Source organism: Caballeronia sp. LZ035 (assembly GCF_031451175.1).
Lineage (GTDB): Bacteria > Pseudomonadota > Gammaproteobacteria > Burkholderiales > Burkholderiaceae > Caballeronia.
The window spans coordinates 1,396,884-1,418,290 of record NZ_JARUXS010000004.1 but is presented as its reverse complement, the minus strand read 5'-3'; the positions used below and the strand labels follow the sequence as shown (position 1 = coordinate 1,418,290).

The following is a 21,407-nucleotide window of genomic DNA, read 5'->3' as shown; positions in this document are numbered from 1 at the left end:
CGCGCATGAAGCTCAATCTCGAACTGAATATCGCGGACCACGATGCGTTCTACGAGCGCCTCATCGAGACGCACGACGGGCTCTCGGACGAAGCAAGTCAGATGCTCAACGCACGGCTCATCCTGCTGCTGGCGAATCATATCGGCGATGGCGAAGTCCTGAAGGAAGCGCTGGCGATGGCGCGTCGCGGCATCGCCGGGCGCTAGCGTTTCAGTGTCAAGCCGATGGTCTTGCAGATGAATGCGCCAATGCTCGCGATGTCATTCAGATCGAGCATCGGCAGGGTCGATTCGACGGCCTCGGGCGCATCGGTGGCGATGGCCAGGATAGCGACGTCGGTCTTGTAGAGCGGTTCGCGGCCCGTGGAAGGCCGCACCACTTCAAGCCGTGGAACAGACTCGCGCGCGAAGCCTTCGACGATGACAAGGTCAGCATCCGAGAGCCGCGCCGCAAGCTCGGCGAGCGGCGGTTCATCGGCGTCATGCAGTTCCCGCACAATGGCATAACGAAACGGCGATGCGATCAGCACTTCGCCCGCGCCCGCGCGCCGAAAACGCGCGCTGTCCTTGCCGGGCGGCTCGAGTTCAATCGAATGATGACTGTGCTTGATGACGTTGACCACGAGACCGTGCGCGCGCATCCACGGCAGCAGCCCTTCGATCAGCGTGGTCTTGCCCTGGCCCGAGCGGCCCGCAATGCCGAAGAGCGGCGGATGACGCGTAATCATGCGAAGTGATCGGCTGATGAGATCATCGGAGTGTAACGGCTCGATGGCAAGCCGGGTGAATTCGCGCTATCGTCGGGCATCGCCTTTGCGGCACGTTCATAGGTTCAGCCGACGCGCGTGACGCACGCCTCGCCCACGCGCGAACCGCCCAGCGCACACAGGATCCGACATGGCCGAAGACAATCCCAGCACCGCTCTCGCACCGCAGCAGTTTTCCATCGACGTGATGCTCGAGAAGTACGCCAAAGGCGAAGAGACGCACGTGGACGATATTCACCGGCGCGTGGCGCGAGGTGTCGCGCTGGCGGAACCGAAGGAACTGCGCGCGAAGATCGAGGCGGAGTTCGTCGACAACTTCAGGCGCGGCGCGCTGGGCGCGGGACGCATCATGAGCGCGGCGGGCGCGGGCATCGACGCCACGCTGATCAACTGTTTCGTGCAGCCGGTGGGCGACGCGATTCAGGGCGTCGACAGCAATGGTCTGCCGGGCATCTACGTCGCATTGCTGCAGGCCGCCGAGACGATGCGGCGTGGCGGCGGCGTCGGCTATAACTTCTCGGCCATTCGTCCGCGCGGCGCACGCGTGCATTCGACAGGCTCGGCGGCGTCGGGGCCGTGCAGCTACATCGACGTGTTCGACGCCTCGTGTCGCACGGTCGAAAGCGCAGGCGCGCGGCGCGGCGCGCAGATGGGCATTCTCGACTGCTCGCATCCCGACCTGCTCGAATTCATCGCGGCGAAGCACACGAAAGGACGCTGGAACAACTTCAATGTGTCGGTCGCGGTGACGGATGAATTCATGCAAGCCGTCGCCGACGACGCTGCCTGGGAACTCGTGCACAAGGCCGAGCCATCGCCGGCCCAGCGCGCGGCGGAAGACATGCGGCAGCGTGAAGACGGCCTGTGGGTGTATCGCGAGGTGCGCGCCCGCGACGTATGGAACACGATCATGCGTTCCACCTACGATGTCGCGGAACCCGGCGTCGTGTTCATGTCGCGCATGAACGACGACAACAACCTGCGCGCCATCGAATCGATCCGCGCAACCAATCCCTGCGGCGAACAGCCCTTGCCCGCTTATGGCTGCTGCAATCTCGGACCGCTCAACCTCACACGCTTCGTGCGCGAACCGTTCGCGCAGATGCGCGGCGGCACGCCCGCATTCGACTGGGACGGCCTCGCGCGCACGACCCGCACGCAAGTGCGCTTCCTCGACGACGTGCTTGACGTGACGCTCTGGCCCCTCGACGAACAGGCGCGCGAAGCGGAAGCGAAACGGCGCATCGGCGTGGGCTTCACGGGCCTGGGCGATACGCTCGTCATGCTCGGCCTGCGCTACGACAAACAGGAAGGGCGCGATTTCGCGGAACGGGTTGCGCGCACCATGCGTGACGAAGCGTATCGCGCGTCCGTGGAGCTTGCGCGCGAGCGGGGCGCGTTTCCGCTCTTCGATGCAAAGCGCTACCTGGAAGACGGCACGTTCGCGTCGCGCCTGCCCGACGACATCAAGCGCGCGATTCGCGAGCATGGCATCCGCAACAGTCATCTGCTGTCCATCGCGCCGACCGGCACCGTGAGCCTCGCCTTTGCGGACAATGCATCGAACGGCATCGAGCCCGCGTTCTCGTGGAGCTATCAGCGCACCAAGCGCATGGCCGACGGCTCGCGGCAAACCTTCGCCGTCGAGGATCATGCCTATCGTCTGTATCGCGAGATGGGCGGCGATGTGAACGCGTTGCCGGCCTACTTCGTCAGCGCGCTCGAGATGTCCGCGCAGGATCACATGGAAATGATGGCGACGGTCCAGCCGTTCGTGGACACCTCGATTTCGAAGACCGTCAACGTGCCCGCCGACTATCCGTTCGACAAGTTCCAGGATCTCTATTTCGAAGCGTGGCGGCGCGGCCTGAAAGGGCTGGCGACGTATCGGCCGAACGAGACGCTCGGCGCCGTGCTCTCGGTGACGCCGGCGGAAACGCCGAGCGATTCACCAGACCCCGAACTCGATCTTGATCCTTTGCGCATTGCAATCGATCATCGGCCAAAGGGCGCGTTGCCGGCGATCATCGAGAAGGTCGAGTTTCTGACGCAGGCCGGCAAGAAATCGCTCTATCTCGCGGTGTCGTTCATCGAAGTGACGGGGCGCGTTGGCGGCGAGGACGTGACGATCGAGCGGCCTATTGAATTCTTTATTCCAACCGGGCAGCGCGACGAGTCACAACAATGGATCACCGCGACCATGCGTTCACTGTCACTGGCCGCGCGTGGCGGCTTTGCAGCGCGCACCTTGCAGGACATGCGCAAGGTGTCGTGGGATCGCGGCCAGGTGCGTCTGGGCGACGTGGAACGGCTCGACGGCCATCGCAGTCCGCGCTGGCACGACTCGGAAGTCGCGGCGCTAGCGTATGCGATCCAGCAGATTCTTCATCGTCGCGGATTTCTCGACGCAGAAGGCGAGCAGGTACCGTCGCGCGTGCTTGCGCGCAAACGCCCCGATGACGCGCCGCATGCGGTAGCCATTGCCGATGAGCGCGAAGAAGTAACCGAGGCTGTCGCGCCAGGCGAGATCGATCCTCATGGTCTTCCCCAGATGCACGGCCGCAAATGCCCGACGTGTGGCGCCAATGCAGTGATTCGCAAGGACGGTTGCGACTTCTGCACGTCGTGCGGAGAAATCGGCGCGTGCGGTTAAAAAGCGGTTGAAGGAAGCGGGCGCGGACATCGCGCCTCGCTTATCCGGCATTCAATGCGCGCAGTCGGCCGAACGCGCCTGCGAGTCCTGCGAGACAGCCTGCTCACGCGCGCTGTGCTCCACGAAGGGACGCCAGACAGGCGTCACGGCCGAGAGCTCTTCCAGAGCCGAGAATTGATCGAGCGATGTGTTTTCGAACATGATGACCTCGTGATTCCTTTCCTTCGATGCGCTCAGCGCGCCGTGACGGCGCCACGCGCCGCTGACCCGTTGGCGTACTCGACGATCTCGCGGTTATGCGCTTCGGCCTGCGCGTTCTGCGCGGCGATGGCATCGCCCAGCATGCTGCGATCCGGATAGCTATTGCGGTTCAAGGCGGGGAGGGAGCCGTTCGAATAAGCGGCGACGAGTTCGGCGCGGACTTGCGCGCGTGTCTTGGGTGTTTCGCTCGTGCTTTGCTGAACTTGCGTGGACATCTGATAGGTGCCTGCGCGCCCGATGCCCTGGCCGCCTTCCGCGAATGCGGTCGTCGTGACGACTGCGGAGATGGCGGCCAGAGAGAACCCCGTGATGAGCTGTTTCATGCTTGCGACTCCTTCGTTCCGATGCAGTGTGCGGGCAATTGCGGATTGCAATCTGCGCCTGAAGCACGCCGCGTTCAGAACAATTTAGTCGGACAGCAGGGTGGGGATAAATGCCGGATCGGCGAAAAGATTTATCGAATCCGGTGAACAATCGCGCTGAGGCTTGTGGGGCGGGCTTGAACGGGGATGTCGCGCGGCCTCTATCGAAGCGATAGGCGCCGCGCCGGGAAGCAAATTGATTAGCTATGCAACCACATCTTCAGTACCCGCGACTTCCGGCGTGCCATGACGCACGACCTTTGGCGATGCCGTGCTCGTCGGCAGGCAGCGGTCTTCGGCATCCTTCTGCCCTTGCAGAAGCGGGCAGCGTTCGAACAACTCGGCCGCCCAGTCGACGAACACGCGCACCTTCGGTGACAGATGCCGGTTATGCGGATACACAGCGGAAATCGGCATGGGCAGCGGATTCCATTGCGGCAGCACTTCGATGAGTTCGCCCGCGCGCAGATGCGGCAGCGCCATGAAGCGTGGCACCTGGATGATGCCGACGCCCTTCAGGCCGCAGCTCAGATAAGCTTCCGCGTCGTTGACCGCAATCATGCCGCGCATCTTCACTTCAACGGTTTTATCGTCGACGACGAAGTCCATGTCCATCACGCGGCCCGTGCGGCTCGAAAAATAGTTGACCGCGGTGTGGTCCTGCAGGTCGTCGATGGTCCTGGGCGTGCCGTGCCGTTCGAGATACTGGGGCGCGGCCACGGTCACGCCCTGAAACACGCCGATGCGCCGCGCAACGAGACTCGAATCCTGCAGCGTGCCCACGCGAATCACGCAATCGACGCCTTCCTGAATCAGGTCGACCGGCTTGTCGCCGAATCCCATCATCAGCTCGATGTCCGGGTAACGCGTGTGGAAATCGCATAGCTGCGGCATCACGATGAGACGCCCGATCGCGCCCGGCATGTCCACGCGCAGCTTGCCGTGCGGACCCTTGCCGTTGTTCGAGAAAGACCCTTCGGCTTCCTCGATGTCCGCGAGAATGCGCACGCAGCGCTCGTAATACGCGGCGCCGTCGGGCGTGAGATTGAGCCTGCGCGTGGTGCGCTGGAGCAAGCGCACGTTCAGATGCGCTTCGAGGTTCTGGATGATCGTCGTGACCGAGGCGCGCGGCAGATTGAGCGTGTCCGCTGCACGGGAAAAGCTGTTGGTGTCGACGACGCGAGTGAAGACCTGCATTGCTTGAAGCCGATCCATGTTCTCTCACCTTGAATGCTTTGCGCCGCCAGGAATTAAGCGAACGCCAAAGAAAGACCGGTCTAACAATCGCGAGGGATAACCACGATTGTTCGGGGCGACCGAATTGTGTTGCCGGATTATAGGCATTTATCCAGAAAGGCGCGGCCCCCAGAATTCGCAGCATCGCAACTTATGCGCGCAGGCCTTGCAGCATGGGCCCCGCACCACGAATAACCATGGCAACACTGTTGGAACTGGAGTCGAGCCCCCGGCTGTGCATCGAGGATGTGCGCATCACGGGACACGCGCAGCCCATCACGGTGCGCAGCTATCGCCCGGCATCGGATGGGACGGTCGTGCCCATCGTGCTCTATTTTCATGGCGGCGGTTTCATCGGCGGCACGCTGGACGATGCGGACATCGCCGCCGCCACGATTGCCCGCGATACGCCCGCATGGGTCGTGTCGGTCGGTTACTCGCTCGCACCCGGCTTCCCGTTTCCAGCGGCGCCCGAAGACGGCTATCGCGCGGCGCAATGGGCCGTGGCGCATGCGCGCGGACAGCGTGCGGATCCGTTGCGCATCGGCATCGCGGGCCATGACGCGGGCGGCAATCTCGCCACGTGCGTGGCCGCCATCGCGCGTGATCGCGGCGATATTCGCATGTCCGCGCAGGCCTTGCTGGCGCCGCTGCTCGATCCGAGCCTGACGCGCATGGCCGACGAACGCAAGGTGCTGTGCCCCGATTTCGAAGCCTGCGACTGCGCGCAGTGGTATCGCGCGTATCTGCCGAATCCTTCGCAACGCCTGCATCCATACGCAGCGCCGCTCGAATCACGGCGTCTCGGCGGACTGCCGCCCGCGATGATCGCGAGCGCCGAGCACGATCTGCTGCATATCGAGGCAGAAAAATACGCCGGCGAACTGATCGCCGCAGGCGTGCCGACGGAAGTCACGCGTCATGGCAAGACCTCGCACCATGCATTGGCCGCGCACCCGGATGCGCTCGCCGATGTCGTCGCGTTCTTCAGAAAGCGGCTGGCGCGCACCAAATAAGCGCGGGAAGCCGGTTCGCAACGTTCGGAACATCAACGCAAGAATCGGCACGCCAGCCCAGCACCACACAACAACAATCTCAACGAAACCGGAGCCTCTCACCATGTTCTTCACTCGCAAACGCATCTACGCCACGCTAGGCGCGGCAGTCATCATCGCCGGCGCGGGCGGCTACACCGCCCTGCACGGCCACGGCGACGCGGCCATGAACGAAGCCAAGGCGGCCGCACACAGCCCGACGGCCACCGAAGTGGACGTCGCCACCGTGATCGCGCGGACCATCACCGACTGGCAGAGCTACTCGGGCCGGCTGGAAGCGGTGGATCACGTCGATATTCGTCCGCTCGTGCCGGGCACCATCGTCGCCGTGCATTTCAAGGACGGCCAGCTCGTGAAGAAGGGTGATGCGCTGTTCACCATCGATCCGCGCCCGTATGAAGCCGAAGTGGACCGCGCGCAGGCGCAACTCGCGGCGGCGCAGGCGCGCAACGGCTACACCTCGACCGACGCCGCACGTGCCGAACGGCTGCTCGCCGACAACGCCATCGCCAAGCGTGATTACGACGAGAAGCAGAACGCCGCCCGCGAGGCCGTCGCCAACCTGAAGGCCGCGCAGGCTGCGGTCGAAACCGCGAAGATCAATCTCGCCTATACGCACATCACGGCGCCGGTATCGGGCCGCGTGTCGCGTGCCGAGCTCACGGTGGGCAACATCGTGTCGACGGGCGCGAACGCGCCGCTGTTGACCACGCTGGTGTCGGTCTCGCCGATCTACGCTTCCTTCGACGTCGACGAACAGACCTATCTGCGCTATCTCGGCCGCGATGCGGGCTCGAAGGTGCCGGTGTCGCTGGGTCTTGCAAACGAGGATGGCTACTCGCGCGACGGCGTCGTCGATTCGGTCGACAACCGCCTCGATACGACCTCCGGCACGATCCGCGTGCGTGCGCGCTTCAACAACCCGGACGGCTCGCTGGTGCCGGGGCTGTATGCACGCGTGAAAGTGGGCGGCGGCACGCCGCATCCGGCAGTGCTGGTCGAGGACGAGGCTATCGGCACGGACCAGGACAAGAAGTACGTGATGGTCGTCGACAAGGACAACCGCGTGCAGTACCGCGAAGTCACGCTCGGCCAGACGCAGGACGGTTTGCGCGTCATCAGCAAGGGCTTGCAGCCGGGCGAGCGCATCGTCGTGAACGGCTTGCAGCGCGTGCGTCCGAACGACGTGATCAAGGCCAACAACGTCGCGATGAACAACGACAGCGACGCTCCGGTCGTGAAGACGGCATCCGCGCAGTAACGCGCGTCATCCGCAACAGACAGAACTCGTCATGAATATTTCTAAATTTTTCATCGATCGCCCAATCTTTGCGGGCGTGCTCTCGGTGATCGTGCTGCTGGCGGGCGTGATCGCCATGTTCAAGCTGCCGATCTCCGAGTATCCGGAAGTCGTGCCGCCTTCGGTCGTCGTGCACGCGCAGTATCCCGGTGCGAACCCGAAGGTGATCGCCGAGACCGTGGCCTCGCCGCTGGAAGAGCAGATCAATGGCGTCGAGGACATGCTGTACATGCAGTCGCAGGCAAACAGCGACGGCAACCTCACGACCACGGTCACGTTCAAGCTGGGCACCGATCCCGACAAGAACACGCAGCTGGTGCAGAACCGCGTGAACCAGGCGTTGCCGCGTCTGCCGCAGGACGTGCAGCGGCTCGGCGTGACGACCATCAAGTCCTCGCCGACGCTTACGATGGTGGTCCACCTGAACTCGCCCAACGGCCGTTATGACATGACGTATCTGCGCAACTACGCGCTGATCAACGTGAAGGACCGGCTGGAGCGCATCGCGGGCGTGGGTGAAGTGCAGCTGTGGGGTTCGGGCGATTACTCGATGCGCGTCTGGCTCGATCCGCAGAAAGTGGCGCAGCGCGGCCTCACGGCCACCGACGTGGCGAACGCGATCCGCGAGCAAAACGTGCAGGTCGCGGCCGGCGTGATCGGCGGCTCGCCCACGCTGCCGAACGTGCCGCTGCAACTGAACGTGAATGCGCGCGGCCGTTTGCAGAACGAAGGCGAGTTCCGTGACATCGTGCTGAAGACTTCGCCGGACGGCGCGGTCACGCATCTCGGCGATGTCGCGCGTGTCGAACTGGCGGCGTCGGAATACGGGCTGCGCTCGTTGCTCGACAACAAGTCGGCGGTTGCCATCGCAATCAATCAGCAACCGGGCGCGAACTCGCTGCAAATCTCCGACGAAGTCCGCAAGACCATGAAGGAACTGCAGGCCGACATGCCGGCGGGCCTCGAATATCAGATCGTCTATGACCCGACGCAGTTCGTGCGTTCGAGCATCGAAGCGGTGATTCATACGCTCGCGGAAGCCATCGCGCTGGTCGTGCTCGTGGTGATCGTGTTCCTGCAAACCTGGCGCGCATCGATCATTCCGCTGCTCGCGGTGCCGGTGTCGATCGTCGGGACCTTCTCGCTGCTGCTTGCATTCGGCTTCTCGATCAACGCGTTGTCGCTGTTCGGGATGGTGCTGGCAATCGGTATCGTCGTCGACGATGCGATCGTGGTGGTGGAGAACGTCGAGCGCAACATCGAGGCGGGTCTTTCAGCGCGAGAGGCCACGTATCAGGCGATGCGCGAGGTGAGCGGACCGATCATCGCGATTGCGCTGACGCTGGTCGCCGTGTTCGTGCCGCTCGCGTTCATGTCGGGTCTCACGGGTCAGTTCTACAAGCAGTTCGCGATGACCATCGCCATCTCGACGGTGATCTCCGCGTTCAATTCGCTGACGCTCTCGCCCGCGCTCGCCGCGCTGCTGCTGAAGGGCCACGACGAACCGAAGGACTGGCTCACGCGCGCCATGGACCGCGTGTTCGGCGGCTTCTTCCGGGGCTTCAACAAGGTCTTCCATCGCGGCTCGCAGGCGTATGGCAAGGGTGTGAAGGGCGTCATCGGCCGCAAGTCGATCATGATGGTGCTGTATGCCGTGCTGCTCGCCGGCGCGGTGCTGATGGGCAAGGTCGTGCCGGGCGGTTTCGTGCCCGCGCAGGACAAGGAGTACCTGATCAGCTTCGCGCAACTGCCGAACGGCGCTTCGCTCGACCGCACCGAAGGCGTGATCCGCCAGATGTCGGCTATTGCGCTGAAGCAGCCGGGCGTGGAAAGCGCGGTGGAGTTCCCGGGTCTCTCGGTGAACGGCTTCACCAACTCGTCGAGCGCAGGCATCGTGTTCGTCACGCTGAAGCCCTTCAAGGACCGCGTGCATGACAAGGCGCTGTCGGCGAATGCCATCGCGGGCGCGCTGAACCAGAAGTACGCCGGCATCAAGGATTCGTTCATCGCCGTGTTCCCGCCGCCGCCGGTGCTGGGCCTCGGCACGCTGGGCGGCTTCAAGATGCAGCTGGAAGATCGCGGCGCACTCGGCTATGCGGCGCTTGCCGATGCCACCCAGGCATTCATCAAGCGCGCTTCGCAGACGCCCGAACTCGGCCCGACGTTCTCGAGCTATCAGATCAACGTGCCGCAGCTGAACGTCGATCTGGATCGTGTGAAGGCGAAGCAGCTCGGCGTCTCGGTGACGGATGTGTTCGACACGATGCAGGTCTATCTCGGCTCGCTGTACGTGAACGACTTCAACCGCTTCGGCCGCGTGTATCAGGTGCGCGTGCAGGCGGATGCCCCGTTCCGCGCGCATCCCGAGGACATTGGTTTGCTGAAGACGCGCAATGCGAATGGCGACATGGTGCCCTTGTCGTCGCTGGTGAAGGTGTCGCCGACGTATGGACCGGAAATGGTCGTGCGCTACAACGGCTACACGGCGGCGGACATCAACGGCGGCCCGGCTCCGGGTTACTCGTCGGGACAGGCGCAGGCGGCGGCGGAACGCATTGCGGCGGAAGTGCTGCCGCGCGGGATCAAGTTCGAATGGACCGATCTCACGTATCAGCAGATCCTCGCGGGCAATGCAGCGCTGTGGGTGTTCCCGATCAGCGTGCTGCTGGTGTTCCTAGTGCTGGCCGCGCTGTATGAAAGCCTGACGCTGCCGCTCGCGGTGATCCTGATCGTGCCGATGAGCATTCTGTCCGCGCTGCTCGGCGTATGGCTCACCGATGGCGACAACAACATCTTTACGCAGATCGGCTTGATGGTGCTGGTGGGGCTGTCGGCGAAGAACGCGATCCTGATCGTGGAGTTCGCACGCGAACTGGAGATGCAGGGACGGTCCATCGTGCAGGCCGCGATCGAAGCGAGCCGGCTGCGTCTGCGCCCGATTCTGATGACGTCCATCGCGTTCATCATGGGTGTGGTGCCGCTCGTGCTGTCGTCGGGCGCGGGTTCGGAGATGCGTCATGCGATGGGTGTCGCGGTGTTCTTCGGCATGCTCGGCGTCACGCTGTTCGGTCTGATGCTGACGCCCGTGTTCTACGTGATCCTGCGCAAGCTGTCGCGCACCGAACACGTGACGGACAAGCATGGCTCGCATCCGCAGATGCGCGGTATCGGTGCTTCGCCTGAAGCGCAATGAGGTCGATGATGAACAAGTTGCATATGAAACGATGGTTGGGTGTACCGGGCCTGATGGCGGCGCTGCTGGTGGTTGCGGGCTGTTCGCTCGCGCCCACTTACGAAAAGCCGGATGTCGGCGCGCCGTCCGCCTACAAGGAAACGCCGCAGAAGACGCTGGACGCATCGGAAGCGGGCACCTGGAAGACCGCGCAGCCCTCGGAAGAGATGTTGCGCGGCGAATGGTGGACGATCTTCGACGACGCAGCGCTCAACGATCTGGAAAAGCAGGCGCAGGACGCGAACCAGAACCTGAAGGCGGCGGCTGCGCGCGTGAAGGAAGCGCGCGCGATCAACCAGACGGCGCGCGCGGGCCTGTTCCCGACGCTCGACGCGGGCTTCGGCCCGACGCGCGAGAAGTTCTCTCCGGCGTCGCAGTTCCTGCCGGCGAACGCCAATGTGCCCGCGCAGACCTTGTGGCGCGCGCAGGCGAGCGCGTCGTATGAAGTGGATCTGTTCGGCCGCGTGTCGAACTCGGTGCAGGCGGCCAACGCGGACACCGCGCAGAGCGAAGCGCTGTTCCGCTCGGTGCAATTGGCCTTGCAAGCGGACGTCGCGCAGAACTACTTCAATCTGCGCGAACTCGACGCTGAAACCGACGTCTTCACGCGCACCGTGCAACTGCGCGAACAGGCGCTGAAGCTGGTGCAGCGGCGCTTCACCGAAGGCGACATCAGCGAGCTGGACGTTGCGCGCGCCAAGTCGGAACTGGCGACCGCGCGTTCGGACGCGATGACCGTGCAGCGCCTGCGTGCGGCCTCCGAGCACAGCCTGGCGGTGCTGCTCGGCAAGACGCCCGCCGAGTTCTCGATGGCCGCCAATCCGCTCAAGCCAGTCACGATTCGCGTGCCGCCGGGTCTGCCTTCGGCGCTGCTCGAACGCCGTCCCGACATCGCCGCAGCGGAACGCGCGATGGCCGCGGCCAATGCGCGCATCGGCGTGGCGAAGGCGGCGTTCTTCCCGTCGCTCACATTGACGGGTTCGGGCGGCTTCGAATCGGCGACGCTCGGCGATCTGTTCAACTGGTCGAGCCGCACGTTCCTGCTCGGGCCGTTCGCGGGCACGGCATTGAACCTGCCGATCTTCGATGGCGGCCGCCGCAAGGGCAACCTCGCGAACGCACGGGCGGTGTATGAGGAGGATGTCGCGAGCTATCGGCAGCAAGTGCTCGTGGCCTTCCGCGAAGTGGAAGACAACCTGTCCGATCTGCGCATCCTCGAAGACCAGACCGCAACGCAGGACGATGCCGTGAAGTACTCGGTGCGCGCGGCGCAACTGTCGCGCACGCAGTACACCGAGGGCGCGGTGAACTACCTCGATGTCATCGACGCCGAACGCACGGTGCTGCAAACGCAGCGGTCATCGGTGCAGTTGCAGGGCTTGCAGGCGGTATCGACGGTGAACCTGATACGCGCACTGGGCGGCGGCTGGGGCGATGCAAAGCCCACGCCGGTGCCTGAACCGAGTCTCGCGCAGAAGTAAATGAACATGGCCCTGCTTCGTGCAGGGCCATTTGTTTGAGCGCCGACGCTCATGCGCATGCACGATTGATTGTTCGTCTCTCGGAACATATGTCTTCACCTGCGGGGCGTTTATCCGCGAGGCTCCAGTCCATAAAATACCAACATGGGATAAGGAGCCGATGATGAAAGACTTGATAGCGAAACAACTGTATCAGCCGGCGGTGGTGCTGCCACTGCTACTGTTGATGCGCCTGATGGTCACGCTCGACTTCAACCTCGCGCAGGTCATGTTCGTCGTGATGCTCAAGGGTTCGCAACAGGCGTATCAGTTCGCGCTGCGTCATGCAGTCATGCGCCGGCGCGTGGTCGAAAGAGTGAAGCACGTTCCTTGCAGCAACTGCTGCTGAAACGGTCCGCGCTTCGACACCCTCGACTCAATACACTTCCGGTACGTACAGCTCATCCGCCACAGGTTGACGGAGATAGTCAGGATTGAACACGCGATCGGGCAATTCGATCGGCGAATGCTCGACGTCGTGATACGGCACCTGGTTCAGCAGATGGTGAATGCAGTTCAGGCGCGCCCGCTTCTTGTCCACCGCATGCACGACCCACCACGGCGCTTCCGGTATGTGCGTGCGCGCCAGCATCACTTCCTTCGCCGCCGTGTACGCTTCCCAGCGGCGGCGGCTCTCCAGATCCATCGGGCTCAGCTTCCATTGCTTGAGCGGATCTTCGATACGGGCCTGGAAACGCACTTCCTGTTCGTCATCGGTGATCGAGAACCAGTACTTGATGATCTGGACGCCGCTGCGCACCAGCATCTTCTCGAACTCGGGCACCGAGCGGAAGAATTCCTCATACTCCTCGTCGGTGCAGAAGTTCATCACGCGCTCGACACCCGCGCGGTTGTACCAACTGCGGTCGAACAGCACGATCTCACCGGCCGCCGGCAAGTGCGACACATAGCGCTGGAAATACCATTGCGTGCGCTCGCGATTGTTCGGCGCGGGCAGGGCGGCCACGCGGCAGACGCGCGGATTGAGACGTTGTGTGATGCGCTTGATCGCGCCGCCCTTGCCGGCGGCATCGCGCCCTTCGAACAGCACGACGAGACGATGACCCGTATGCACGACCCAGTCCTGCAGCTTCACGAGCTCGCCTTGCAGGCGGAACAGTTCGCGGAAATAGGTCTTGCGCAGCGCGCGCTCTTCATCCGAGAAAGTCGATTCACCGTCCAGAAAGCGGTCGTCGATTTCCATCTCGAACTCTTCGTCGTAACTGTCGATGAGGTCCGCGTGGAAACGGCGCTGCTTGTCCGTCGTGTCGATGCTCATGGTGGGCTCCGTATGGGTGTGCAGGGCGATCGTGGTGCATTGCGCCAGGCGGCGCGAGACGAGGGCGCGGGTCCGCTGAGTATGACCGAGGCCAATGGCAGGCATGTGACAACGGCGCGCACGCCTGGCTCGTCGAACAGGGGACTCATTGTGACAGGCGCGCGCCGTGCCGGTTGAGTGGCTTTATGACGCGGTCGCGCCATCGTTGCGCGCGCCGTTAGAATAATCCCGCGCTTCAATGGCATGCCGATGGCATGTCCACCTTCTTCCAGCCAGACGGAACCATGATGACCCCAACGCCTCGCGCCCTCCAGAGTTTCGACGAACTGCAGACCGCCCGCCTCGTGCCGTACGACCGTCTCGTGGACATGCTCGCCGCCACCATGCTCGACTACGCGGCGGGGCGCATCGTGAGCCCCGAGCGCATGGTCGTGCCGATCGAGGGCGGCGTGATGCTGTCGATGCCCGCGAGCGCCGCCGATCTCGCGATGCACAAGCTGGTCAATGTATGCGCGGGCAACGGCGCGCGCGGCCTGCCGACGATTCACGGTCAGGTGACCGCCTTCGATGCCGTCACCGGCGTGCCGCAGTTCATGCTGGACGGCCCCACGGTGACCGGACGGCGCACGGCTGCGGTCTCGATGCTGGCGATCCGCGCGCTGCATGGCGGCGCGCCGCGCGAGGTGCTGGTGATCGGCACCGGCAGGCAGTCGGCGTTTCATGTCGAGGCGCTGGCGGCGGTGTATCCGGAGGCGCGCATCCTCGTGCAGGGTTCGCGTGCCGGGCGGGCGCGGGCGTTCTGCGAGACGCATGCGGCGCCTGGCCGCCACCTCGCGCCGCTGGAGATGGCGGAGATTCCCGCATCGGTCGATGTCGTGATCGCCGCGACCACCAGCAAGACGCCGGTCTACACGACGCCCGCGCGCGCCGGACGGCTCGTGATCGGCGTGGGAGCCTTCACCGCCGATGCCGCCGAGATCGCCGCCGACATCGTGCATGGCAGCACGCTTTATGTGGACGATCTGGCCGGCGCCCATCACGAAGCCGGCGATTTCATCCTGGCGGGCGTGGAGTGGAGCGCGGTGCAGGCGCTTGCCGAGGCGCTGGCGGTTCCGGCCGCAACGACAGCGAAGGACGCCGGCCGGCCCGTCATGTTCAAGTCGGTGGGCTGTGCGGCCTGGGATCTGGCGGCTTGCCGCGTCGCGCGGGGGCTTTTGTCGGAGGAAATCGCCGGCGGGCGCTGAACGACGCTGCTTGGAACGGTCCTTGCTGTCAGTTGACTCAATGACGAGGCGCGCAACGGCGCGTCCCTGCAATTCAGCCAGCGAACACACTCATGAAGAGTCGATACGACAGCAAGTGGCACCCCTGGATCCCCGCCCACGACGACGGCCATGAAAGCGGCGGCGGCGCAAGGCCAAGCCGCCCGCAACGTCCCACGCCCAATGCCGCGCCGCCCGCGGCCTACTTCATCTCGGTGCTTGAACTGGCGACCGGCGAGAAGCTTGGCAACGACGAGCGCATGCGCGCCGTGGCCATGCTCGAATCCCAGTTTGGCGCGGGGCGTCCGCGCACCTTGAAGGAAGCGGTGCGCATCTGCGCCGCGGCTATCGATTCGTCGACGCTTCAGCGTATGGCGCGCGGCGCCAAGGCCTGACAAGAGCCTGTCGGCGACGCGCGTTTTTTCACACTTGTGTAAAACGCGCGTGCTCAGGGTACAGTTGAAGGCGCAATTGGTCCGATCGTTCGCCGGACGTCACTTGACGGTCTGGATGACTTCGAAGCCCTCGAATTCCGGATGGCCGAGGTAAAGCTGGCGCGTTTCGCCGCCCGCATTGCGATGCGCGGCGCGGAAGGCGTCGGAACGCGTCCAGTCGTCGAAGGCCTCACGGTTCGCCCAGATCGTATGGCTCGAATAGAGCACGTGGTCGTCCTTCGTCGGTCCCTTCAGCAGATGAAACTCGACGAAACCCGGTACGTCCTTGAGATAGGTGTCGCGGCGGGTCCAGAGGCGTTCGAAGTCGGCTTCGGCGCCGGGCACGATCTTGAAGCGGTTCATGGCGATATACATGTCGATGCAGTTCCTTTGCGGCAAGCGCGGTCAGACAACAAGAAATATCAGTCGCGTCAAAGTTCGACGATGGCCTTGAAGCCGCCGAAGAACATCCGTTGCGCGTCGAAGGGCGGCTCGCCCGATTCCATCATGGCCTTGAGGCGTGGGTCCTCCATCACCTTCGCATTGATGCGGTCGCGTTCCTCGCGCGACGCGTAGACGATATACGAGAACGCCACGGTTTCGCCTTCTTTCATCTGCACGCTCTGCGGGAAGGACGTGAGCTTGCCGGGCTTCACGTCGTCGGCGATGGCTTCCACGAATTGCAGCGCGCCGTGCTCCATCCAGATCTTGCCGGCCGCTTCGGCCATGGCCCGATAGGCCTCGATCTTGTCGGCCGGCACGGGTACGACGAATCCATCCACGTAATGCGCCATGTGAGTCTCCTGAACGGTTTGAGAGCAGGCTCGCGCAGTCGCTGCGCTGCATGCTTGGAGCGTCCCGCACGCGCTGAAGTTCAGGCCGGCGGTGGCAGCGTCACGCTCCAGTCCTGTGCTTTTGGAGTCCGGCTCAGGACGGTGACGGAACACGGCGCGACGTTCATGGCATACACGGAAGACAGCGGCTTGCGCTGCGCATGCGCCACGGCCACCTTCACGACAATGGCATGCGTGACCACGATGCAGCGCCCGCCAGGCATCTCGCGTTCGATCCGCGCCAGAGCTTCGATCACGCGCGCGGCCAGCATCCCGATGCTCTCGCCGCCGTGCGGACGCGCCTGCGGATCGGTCAGCCATGCGCTGAGTTGCGCGGCTTCGCCATCGGCGAGTTCGCGGATCAAACGTCCGCGCCACAGGCCATAGTCGATGTCGTCGAAGGCGGGATCGACGTCGAAATCGTGCGCGATACCGGCCGCCATGTCGCGCGCCACGCGGGCCGGGCTGGATATGACGCGCGTGATCTCACCCGCGGGCAAGGGCGCGTGCGCGGTGTCGTCGGCGGGTTCGTCGCCGGCCGGGAAGCGGCCGGTTTTCATCGCGCGCGTGGCCGCGTGACAGAGAAGAAGGAGTTCCAAGGCAATCGGCGATTCTGAGGTTATCGTTTTACTTTGCCGTCAATCATCATAGAATGGCAAGCCTGCAGTGCGAGGAAGCCGGTGCAAACCCGGCACGGTCGCGCCACTGTGAGCGGTCCGTCAGCGCCATGCGCCGCACCGCGAGTCAGACCCCGCTGCATGCTGTTCGTCAATCGGGACGCGCTTTTCCCTGGAGAAACACCATGAATGCTTCCAACGCACCGGTCTTTGCCGCACCGGTTTCCCCTGCCATCGACGCACCCGTGCCCCTGCCGGTGCGCGAAGTCCTGCCCTGGGCCGTGTTCATCGGCCTGATTCTGCTGATCGCGATTTATTTTGTCGGCGCCGAACAGGGCGCGACGTCGATCTTTTCGGGCATGTACATCCACGAATTCGTTCACGACGGCCGGCATCTGCTCGGCTTTCCCTGCCACTGAGGGCGCGTCATGATTCGCACCCTGCTGATACGCGGCATGCTCGCGGGACTGGTCGCGGGCCTCATTGGCTTTGGTTTCGCGCGTGGTTTTGGCGAGCCTTCGGTGGCGCAGGCCATTGCGTTTGAAGAACAGCATGAGCATGCGGCAGCGCCTGAACATGAGCACGAGCATGACGCCGCCAATGCGTCCGCCAGCGCCGGTCACAGCCACGATCACGGCGACGAAGAACTGGTCTCGCGCGGCACCCAGGCAGGCCTCGGCCTGTTGACCGGCGTCGTCGTGTTCGGCACCGCGCTGGGCGGGATTTTCTCGCTCGTCTTCGCGTTTGCTTACGGACGGTTCGGCGCGCTGCATGCGCGGGGCACGTCGGCGCTGCTGGCCTTGTTCGGTTTCGTGAGCGTGGCCATCGTGCCGTTCCTCAAGTACCCGCCCAATCCGCCCGCCGTAGGCAATGCCGCGACGATCGGACCGCGCACTGCGCTGTTCTTCACCATGGTGGCGCTTTCGATTGCGGCCATGGTGTGGGCCGTGCGCTGGCAGCGGCGTCTGACGACACGGCATGGCGCGTGGAACGCGACGCTCATCGCCGCGCTCGCTTACGGGGTCGTGATCGTGATTGCGCAGGTTGCGCTGCCGCATGTCGATGAAGTGCCCGAAGGCTTCTCGGCGTCCTTGTTGTGGAACTTCCGCGTGACCGCCATCGGCATTCAGGCATTGATCTGGACGACGCTCGGGCTGCTGTTCGGCGCGCTCGCTGCACGTGAACTCGAGCGGCCGCCGGTGCGGAGAATGGCTGCGGCTTGAACCGCCGGTGCTTAGACAACGAAGCCCGCATTCCGTGAGGAGCGCGGGCTTTCTTGGTTATTGGCCCTGCGCCGCGCGGCGGGCGAGCAGTTCATCGAAGAGCGCGCGCTTCGTTTCATCATCGAGGGAACGGAAGGTCTTGATCTCCTGGCGGCTTCTGTAACAACCGAGGCACAGGCCGGTATCGGGGTCGAGCTTGCAGACGTTCGTACAGGGCGAGCCGACCGGTTCCTGCGTCATGGCGCGCTCGATGGTGAAGGCCAGGTCCAGCGGTGTCTGAGTGTCTTGCGTCATGGTGAGAGCGAGGCGCCGCGAAACATTGCGGCCGTTGCGGCCGGGTTCGACGGCCAGTAAGCGTGCATGTAGGTGGCCGTTACCGGTCCCTGCCGATAGAGCGCTTCACCCTCGGCGCCCGTGGTGGCGTGCGCGGCCTTGAGCAGCGGTTGCAGCGGCGTGTCGAGCGTCGAGTAGTGGAACGTGTGGCCCGTCATCGCGCCGTGCGCGGTATCGATGCGCTGCATCGCGAGGCGTGACAGCTTGCGCTGCATGCAGGCCGCGCCGGGCAGGATGCCGAGCATCGCGTGCTGCGTGCCGTCGAGGACCTTGAGCGACTCGACGAGATACAGCATGCCGCCGCATTCCGCGACGACCGGCTTCGCATGCCCGACATGCGTTTCGATCGACGCACGCGTGCGCCGGTTGCCAGCCAGCGTCGCGGCGTGCAGTTCCGGATAGCCGCCGGGCAGATAGAGCGCATCGGCATCAGCGGGCACGGGTTCGTCGGCGAGCGGGGAGAAACGCTCGATGGTCGCGCCCATCGCGGTCAGCACATCCAGATTCGCGGGATAGATGAACGAGAACGCGGCGTCCTGCGCGACGGCGATGCGCACGCCCGCCAGCAGGCGTGGCGGCTCGGGCAGTGTGGCGTCGTCGAAGTGCACGGGCGGCGGCAGCGCGCGCAGCGAGGTTTCAGCGATGGCGTCGGCGGCGCGGTCGAGACGCGCGTCGAGGCCCGCGACTTCATCGGGCTGGGTGAGGCCGAGATGTCGTTCGGGTAGCGCAATATCGTCGGCATTCGATAGATGCCCGCAGTAGAGCAGCCCTGCGGGAATGGTCTCCGACAACATCTGCGCATGGCGCGGCGAGGCCACGCGGTTCGCGAGCACGCCGTAGAACGGCACATCCTCGCGATAGCGCGCGAGCCCGAATGCAATGGCGCCGAAAGTCTGCGCCATGCCGTGCGCGCCGATCACCGCGAGCACCGGCACCTTGAATGCGGCGGCGAGATCGGCGCTGCTTGGCGTGCCGTCGAACAGGCCCATGACGCCTTCGATGAGGATCAGGTCGGCTTCGCTCGCCGCCTGGGCCAGCAGCGCGCGGCATGCGTCGAGGCCGACCATCGACAGATGCAGCGAGTACACGGGCGCGCCGCACGCGCGTTCGAGGATCATCGGATCCAGAAAGTCCGGGCCGGTCTTGAAGACCCGCACCTTCAGCCCGCGACGCGCGTGATGGCGCGCCAGCGCGGCGGTCACCGTGGTCTTGCCCTGGTGTGAAGCGCTTGCGCCGATGAAGAGGGCGGGACAGGACGGCATCGCGTTCAGAACTCCACGCCGCGCTGGGCCTTCACGCCCTGCTCGCGATACGGATGCTTGACGATCCGCATCTCGGTGACGAGATCGGCCAGTTCGACGAGGGCGTCGGGCGCGTGGCGTCCCGTCACGACGACATGCAGCATTGCAGGACGCGCCTTCAGCACGTCGAGTACTTCATCGAGCGGCAGGTAGTCGTACTTGAGCACGGTGTTCAGTTCGTCGAGCACCACCATCTGGTAGTCACCGCTTTCGATCATGCGGCGCGCTTCGTCCCAGCCACGCCGCGCGGTGGCAATGTCGGCTTCGCGGTCCTGCGTGTTCCAGGTGTAGCCGTCGCCCATCGTGACGAAATCGCAGTTCGCGATTGCGCCGAGGAAGTCGCGCTCGGACGTGTGCAGCGCGCCCTTGATGAACTGCACGACGCCGAGCTTCATGCCATGCCCGAGCACGCGCACCGCCATGCCGAACGCAGCGGTGGTCTTGCCCTTGCCGTTGCCGGTGTTCACAATCAGCAGGCCTTTTTCGTGATCTGCCGCTGCCTGCTTTTTCTCATGGCCTTCCTTGCGCCGCTGGGTCATGCGCAGATGGGCTTCGGTATCTTTCTGCATTGGGTGAGTGACATTCTCAGTCGGTCCGCGGCTCGTGGGCTCAGCGCGGAAACCCAAGCCGGACAAGGGCTTGAGGGTTGATGTAGTCGGAACGCGCAGCGAAGTCACACGAACGCTTCAGAACGTCGTGCCTGTCTCGGTGCTGATTCGAGCCTGATAAGCACCGTCTTCGGGAATAGCATGGAAACCATCACGAAGCGCGAGACACAGAGCGGCACAGTTTACACCGCGCGGGTCAGATTGAAGAGGGTCGGCAAGCTGGTCCATGGCGCAGGCAAGAAGTGCGAGAAGCGCGACGCTGCAGTGCTTCGGATGAAGCGCCACGAGGGCGCGCCTCACGACGAACGCGACCTCTTCGGTATGCGGGCTTACGACCGCATGGGCCGGTAGCTATCGGTCGTGCCCGGCGAAGCCCGCGTCGCCAGGCACTTTCGAGCAGGCGACGAGGCGCGACGCCGGGTTTCTCGTCAAAGCGATGCAGCTCAGGGTATCCGGGGCATGACCGGTGGTTTAACGACCACCGGTGGCGTGGAGCCGCCCCGGTTCGTCTCCAGCAAGAGCCGCTGCACCGTAGCCGCCAGCTCGGCGATATAGCCCTCGAGCGCCGCTTTCAACCGCGCCGATTCGACGCGATCCGGCGGCGCATGAGCGTCGATGCTCACACCGTGGCTGAGGCCAAGTTCGACAATGATCTGGTAAGTACGTGCCCAGCAGTCATGCGGGCCTTCGGACAAGATCGAGTCGATACACACCACCGCCTCCTGTGCGAGCCGCATCGTGATCTGAATGCGCTGTATCTCCGCCAGGGTGTCCTGCGACTGCGCAGCCCTCGCTGCAAACTCGGGCTGCGGAATCGCACCCGCTGCCGGCCCGCCCGGCAGGCCGAGTTGCGCATGCCGCCGCATGTCAAAGCTATATTCCGGCACTTCTGCGGCTATACCGTCGAACCCGGCAGACGCCGTGCCCAGGACGCCGGCGACCATCACGCGCGCTTTCATCGACCTCATGGGAACCTCCTTCCAGTCAGTGGAAGAAGCCACGCTACGCGGAGGGCATTAGCGCCGAATGAGGCTGGCGCGAGCACATCCTGCGCTGGCGAGCGAGACGTTGCGCAGCGCGACGACCCGGGTGACGTGCTCATGCCGGGCTAATTCATGGCAGTCATCATTCG

General features: G+C 64.2%; 24 protein-coding genes and 1 riboswitch. Of the genes, 12 read left to right on the top strand and 12 right to left on the bottom strand.

From position 1 onward, the window contains the following. The first annotated feature begins 5 nt into the window (after positions 1-5). Positions 6-206 (top strand): DUF2783 domain-containing protein, encoded by a 201-nt coding sequence (locus tag QCE88_RS36925; protein ID WP_309910567.1) that lies wholly within the window; start codon positions 6-8, stop codon positions 204-206. Here QCE88_RS36925 and mobB read toward each other — a convergent pair. Continuing rightward, positions 203-727, bottom strand: a complete 525-nt coding sequence (gene mobB / locus QCE88_RS36920) for a molybdopterin-guanine dinucleotide biosynthesis protein B (protein WP_309910565.1) — start codon at positions 725-727, stop codon at positions 203-205. The two genes, QCE88_RS36925 and mobB, sit on opposite strands and share 4 nt — an antisense overlap. Before the next feature lie 169 nt (positions 728-896). Between mobB and QCE88_RS36915 the strand changes: the two genes are divergently transcribed. Then, positions 897-3,419 carry an adenosylcobalamin-dependent ribonucleoside-diphosphate reductase gene (locus QCE88_RS36915; RefSeq protein ID WP_309910564.1) on the top strand — a complete coding sequence of 841 codons (2,523 nt, stop codon included), beginning with the start codon at positions 897-899 and terminating at the stop codon, positions 3,417-3,419. A 51-nt stretch (positions 3,420-3,470) separates the two neighbouring features. Here QCE88_RS36915 and QCE88_RS36910 read toward each other — a convergent pair whose 3' ends face one another. The 3 genes from QCE88_RS36910 to QCE88_RS36900 form a co-directional block, all read right to left on the bottom strand. Beyond that, complete coding sequence (locus tag QCE88_RS36910) at positions 3,471-3,620, bottom strand: hypothetical protein (RefSeq protein WP_309910563.1); 150 nt, start codon at positions 3,618-3,620, stop codon at positions 3,471-3,473. 32 nt (positions 3,621-3,652) lie between these two features. Beyond that, on the bottom strand, positions 3,653-4,003 hold the full coding sequence (locus QCE88_RS36905; RefSeq protein WP_309910562.1) for a DUF4148 domain-containing protein: 351 nt from the start codon (positions 4,001-4,003) through the stop codon (positions 3,653-3,655). Between the two features lie 243 nt (positions 4,004-4,246). Continuing rightward, on the bottom strand, positions 4,247-5,257 hold the full coding sequence (locus QCE88_RS36900) for a LysR family transcriptional regulator (RefSeq protein ID WP_409018280.1): 1,011 nt from the start codon (positions 5,255-5,257) through the stop codon (positions 4,247-4,249). 218 nt (positions 5,258-5,475) lie between these two features. Between QCE88_RS36900 and QCE88_RS36895 the strand changes: the two genes are divergently transcribed. From QCE88_RS36895 to QCE88_RS36875, 5 genes are all read left to right on the top strand, one after another. After that, positions 5,476-6,294, top strand: coding sequence for an alpha/beta hydrolase (locus QCE88_RS36895; RefSeq protein ID WP_309910561.1), 819 nt, complete (start codon positions 5,476-5,478; stop codon positions 6,292-6,294). Positions 6,295-6,397: 103 nt separating this feature from the next. After that, entirely contained in the window at positions 6,398-7,594 is a 1,197-nt protein-coding gene (locus QCE88_RS36890) for an efflux RND transporter periplasmic adaptor subunit (protein WP_309910560.1), read from the top strand. A gap of 31 nt (positions 7,595-7,625) precedes the next feature. Beyond that, positions 7,626-10,826 (top strand): efflux RND transporter permease subunit, encoded by a 3,201-nt coding sequence (locus QCE88_RS36885; protein WP_309910559.1) that lies wholly within the window; start codon positions 7,626-7,628, stop codon positions 10,824-10,826. Between the two features lie 23 nt (positions 10,827-10,849). After that, on the top strand, positions 10,850-12,346 hold the full coding sequence (locus tag QCE88_RS36880) for an efflux transporter outer membrane subunit (protein ID WP_309910558.1): 1,497 nt from the start codon (positions 10,850-10,852) through the stop codon (positions 12,344-12,346). A gap of 163 nt (positions 12,347-12,509) precedes the next feature. Next, on the top strand, positions 12,510-12,734 hold the full coding sequence (locus tag QCE88_RS36875; RefSeq protein WP_309910557.1) for a hypothetical protein: 225 nt from the start codon (positions 12,510-12,512) through the stop codon (positions 12,732-12,734). A 27-nt stretch (positions 12,735-12,761) separates the two neighbouring features. On the opposite strand, the gene ppk2 is transcribed toward QCE88_RS36875, so the two are convergent. Next, entirely contained in the window at positions 12,762-13,664 is a 903-nt protein-coding gene (ppk2, locus tag QCE88_RS36870; RefSeq protein ID WP_309910555.1) for a polyphosphate kinase 2, read from the bottom strand. A gap of 287 nt (positions 13,665-13,951) precedes the next feature. Here ppk2 and lhpI point away from each other — a divergent pair, with 287 nt between their 5' ends. Next, positions 13,952-14,908 (top strand): bifunctional Delta(1)-pyrroline-2-carboxylate/Delta(1)-piperideine-2-carboxylate reductase, encoded by a 957-nt coding sequence (gene lhpI, locus QCE88_RS36865; protein WP_309910554.1) that lies wholly within the window; start codon positions 13,952-13,954, stop codon positions 14,906-14,908. Positions 14,909-15,000: 92 nt separating this feature from the next. Next, positions 15,001-15,321 (top strand): hypothetical protein, encoded by a 321-nt coding sequence (locus tag QCE88_RS36860; protein ID WP_309910553.1) that lies wholly within the window; start codon positions 15,001-15,003, stop codon positions 15,319-15,321. A gap of 99 nt (positions 15,322-15,420) precedes the next feature. Here QCE88_RS36860 and QCE88_RS36855 read toward each other — a convergent pair whose 3' ends face one another. From QCE88_RS36855 to QCE88_RS36845, 3 genes are all read right to left on the bottom strand, one after another. Continuing rightward, positions 15,421-15,735 (bottom strand): antibiotic biosynthesis monooxygenase, encoded by a 315-nt coding sequence (locus tag QCE88_RS36855; protein WP_309910551.1) that lies wholly within the window; start codon positions 15,733-15,735, stop codon positions 15,421-15,423. 56 nt (positions 15,736-15,791) lie between these two features. Beyond that, positions 15,792-16,154 carry a DUF1428 domain-containing protein gene (locus tag QCE88_RS36850; RefSeq protein WP_309910550.1) on the bottom strand — a complete coding sequence of 121 codons (363 nt, stop codon included), beginning with the start codon at positions 16,152-16,154 and terminating at the stop codon, positions 15,792-15,794. An 80-nt stretch (positions 16,155-16,234) separates the two neighbouring features. After that, positions 16,235-16,792 (bottom strand): histidine phosphatase family protein, encoded by a 558-nt coding sequence (locus QCE88_RS36845; protein ID WP_309910549.1) that lies wholly within the window; start codon positions 16,790-16,792, stop codon positions 16,235-16,237. A gap of 48 nt (positions 16,793-16,840) precedes the next feature. Further along, positions 16,841-16,967, top strand: a riboswitch (cobalamin riboswitch). 28 nt (positions 16,968-16,995) lie between these two features. Here QCE88_RS36845 and QCE88_RS36840 point away from each other — a divergent pair. Continuing rightward, the gene (locus QCE88_RS36840) at positions 16,996-17,229 is read left to right on the top strand and encodes a CbtB-domain containing protein (RefSeq protein ID WP_309910548.1); all 234 of its coding nucleotides are present in this window, start codon (positions 16,996-16,998) and stop codon (positions 17,227-17,229) included. A 9-nt stretch (positions 17,230-17,238) separates the two neighbouring features. Continuing rightward, complete coding sequence (locus QCE88_RS36835; RefSeq protein WP_309910547.1) at positions 17,239-18,033, top strand: CbtA family protein; 795 nt, start codon at positions 17,239-17,241, stop codon at positions 18,031-18,033. Between the two features lie 57 nt (positions 18,034-18,090). On the opposite strand, the gene QCE88_RS36830 is transcribed toward QCE88_RS36835, so the two are convergent. Genes QCE88_RS36830 through cobO form a run of 3 tightly spaced genes read right to left on the bottom strand, consistent with a single transcriptional unit; the run spans position 18,091 to position 20,236 of the window. After that, on the bottom strand, positions 18,091-18,327 hold the full coding sequence (locus QCE88_RS36830) for a DUF1289 domain-containing protein (RefSeq protein WP_309910546.1): 237 nt from the start codon (positions 18,325-18,327) through the stop codon (positions 18,091-18,093). Continuing rightward, complete coding sequence (locus tag QCE88_RS36825; protein ID WP_309910545.1) at positions 18,324-19,628, bottom strand: cobyrinate a,c-diamide synthase; 1,305 nt, start codon at positions 19,626-19,628, stop codon at positions 18,324-18,326. Before QCE88_RS36825 ends, QCE88_RS36830 begins: the two co-directional genes overlap by 4 nt. 5 nt (positions 19,629-19,633) lie before the next feature. Next, positions 19,634-20,236, bottom strand: coding sequence for a cob(I)yrinic acid a,c-diamide adenosyltransferase (cobO, locus tag QCE88_RS36820; protein WP_309910544.1), 603 nt, complete (start codon positions 20,234-20,236; stop codon positions 19,634-19,636). A 180-nt stretch (positions 20,237-20,416) separates the two neighbouring features. Here cobO and QCE88_RS36815 point away from each other — a divergent pair, with 180 nt between their 5' ends. Continuing rightward, a complete protein-coding gene (locus tag QCE88_RS36815; protein WP_309910543.1) occupies positions 20,417-20,626 on the top strand; it encodes a hypothetical protein in 210 nt (69 codons plus the stop codon). 92 nt (positions 20,627-20,718) lie between these two features. Here QCE88_RS36815 and QCE88_RS36810 read toward each other — a convergent pair whose 3' ends face one another. Beyond that, a complete protein-coding gene (locus QCE88_RS36810) occupies positions 20,719-21,243 on the bottom strand; it encodes a hypothetical protein (RefSeq protein WP_309910541.1) in 525 nt (174 codons plus the stop codon). Positions 21,244-21,407: the final 164 nt, after the last annotated feature.

Excerpts from the sequence above, each read along its gene's own strand:
- QCE88_RS36925 (WP_309910567.1), top strand. The coding sequence starts at position 6 with ATGAAGCTCAATCTCGAACTGAATATCGCGGACCACGATGCGTTCTAC.
- mobB (WP_309910565.1), bottom strand. The coding sequence starts at position 727 with ATGATTACGCGTCATCCGCCGCTCTTCGGCATTGCGGGCCGCTCGGGC.
- QCE88_RS36915 (WP_309910564.1), top strand. The coding sequence starts at position 897 with ATGGCCGAAGACAATCCCAGCACCGCTCTCGCACCGCAGCAGTTTTCC.
- QCE88_RS36910 (WP_309910563.1), bottom strand. The coding sequence starts at position 3,620 with ATGTTCGAAAACACATCGCTCGATCAATTCTCGGCTCTGGAAGAGCTC.
- QCE88_RS36905 (WP_309910562.1), bottom strand. The coding sequence starts at position 4,003 with ATGAAACAGCTCATCACGGGGTTCTCTCTGGCCGCCATCTCCGCAGTC.
- QCE88_RS36900 (WP_409018280.1), bottom strand. The coding sequence starts at position 5,257 with ATGGATCGGCTTCAAGCAATGCAGGTCTTCACTCGCGTCGTCGACACC.
- QCE88_RS36895 (WP_309910561.1), top strand. The coding sequence starts at position 5,476 with ATGGCAACACTGTTGGAACTGGAGTCGAGCCCCCGGCTGTGCATCGAG.
- QCE88_RS36890 (WP_309910560.1), top strand. The coding sequence starts at position 6,398 with ATGTTCTTCACTCGCAAACGCATCTACGCCACGCTAGGCGCGGCAGTC.
- QCE88_RS36885 (WP_309910559.1), top strand. The coding sequence starts at position 7,626 with ATGAATATTTCTAAATTTTTCATCGATCGCCCAATCTTTGCGGGCGTG.
- QCE88_RS36880 (WP_309910558.1), top strand. The coding sequence starts at position 10,850 with ATGAAACGATGGTTGGGTGTACCGGGCCTGATGGCGGCGCTGCTGGTG.
- QCE88_RS36875 (WP_309910557.1), top strand. The coding sequence starts at position 12,510 with ATGAAAGACTTGATAGCGAAACAACTGTATCAGCCGGCGGTGGTGCTG.
- ppk2 (WP_309910555.1), bottom strand. The coding sequence starts at position 13,664 with ATGAGCATCGACACGACGGACAAGCAGCGCCGTTTCCACGCGGACCTC.
- lhpI (WP_309910554.1), top strand. The coding sequence starts at position 13,952 with ATGACCCCAACGCCTCGCGCCCTCCAGAGTTTCGACGAACTGCAGACC.
- QCE88_RS36860 (WP_309910553.1), top strand. The coding sequence starts at position 15,001 with ATGAAGAGTCGATACGACAGCAAGTGGCACCCCTGGATCCCCGCCCAC.
- QCE88_RS36855 (WP_309910551.1), bottom strand. The coding sequence starts at position 15,735 with ATGTATATCGCCATGAACCGCTTCAAGATCGTGCCCGGCGCCGAAGCC.
- QCE88_RS36850 (WP_309910550.1), bottom strand. The coding sequence starts at position 16,154 with ATGGCGCATTACGTGGATGGATTCGTCGTACCCGTGCCGGCCGACAAG.
- QCE88_RS36840 (WP_309910548.1), top strand. The coding sequence starts at position 16,996 with ATGAATGCTTCCAACGCACCGGTCTTTGCCGCACCGGTTTCCCCTGCC.
- QCE88_RS36835 (WP_309910547.1), top strand. The coding sequence starts at position 17,239 with ATGATTCGCACCCTGCTGATACGCGGCATGCTCGCGGGACTGGTCGCG.
- QCE88_RS36830 (WP_309910546.1), bottom strand. The coding sequence starts at position 18,327 with ATGACGCAAGACACTCAGACACCGCTGGACCTGGCCTTCACCATCGAG.
- QCE88_RS36825 (WP_309910545.1), bottom strand. The coding sequence starts at position 19,628 with ATGCCGTCCTGTCCCGCCCTCTTCATCGGCGCAAGCGCTTCACACCAG.
- cobO (WP_309910544.1), bottom strand. The coding sequence starts at position 20,236 with ATGCAGAAAGATACCGAAGCCCATCTGCGCATGACCCAGCGGCGCAAG.
- QCE88_RS36815 (WP_309910543.1), top strand. The coding sequence starts at position 20,417 with ATGGAAACCATCACGAAGCGCGAGACACAGAGCGGCACAGTTTACACC.
- QCE88_RS36810 (WP_309910541.1), bottom strand. The coding sequence starts at position 21,243 with ATGAGGTCGATGAAAGCGCGCGTGATGGTCGCCGGCGTCCTGGGCACG.